We start from the raw sequence: 504 nt of genomic DNA, 5'->3' as shown, positions 1-504 counted from the left end.
CACCGCGTATTGCACAGCAGCGACGCGATGAATAACGTGCTCTCCATCGGACATCAGAATAACTGGGAACAAATGGACAGCCCCGTGTCGAACTCTGAGCTAAATTCGCAAGACATTCTGCAAGCTTGGCGAGACTTTGAGTCCAGCTTTTTTGCAGGAGCTCTGCTTTGCCCTAAAGTACCATTTCGTCAGTTGCTTGACCGCTCCGGTTACGAAATTGATGTTCATAAAAAAGCAGGCGTTTCACCATCGGTTGCGATGCGCCGCATGACCGTTGTGTCACCATATCCCCATTGGCACTATTTCGACGCGTACGGGCCGGGCAAGCTTAAAGCTGTGTATCGAGGGAATGGCATCCCACTCCCTTGGGGCAACATGCGCAAAGTGAATGACCCATGCCAACACTGGGCGGTATTCAGACGCCTATCCCAACCTTTAGATACGAGCTCTGCGCAAATCTCGATTTTGAATGTGGGTGACGAGCCACGCATTTATTGCTGCGAA

General features: G+C 51.2%; 1 protein-coding gene. It reads left to right on the top strand.

Annotated elements, in window-relative coordinates; translation table 11 throughout:
- On the top strand, positions 1-504 hold a 504-nt coding region (locus tag R7P74_RS29765), incomplete at both ends, for a DUF3612 domain-containing protein (RefSeq protein WP_318124349.1).

The organism is Vibrio sp. 2033, from assembly GCF_033339735.1.
Note: the sequence above shows the minus strand (reverse complement) of the source record. Positions and strands in the feature narration are given on the sequence as shown.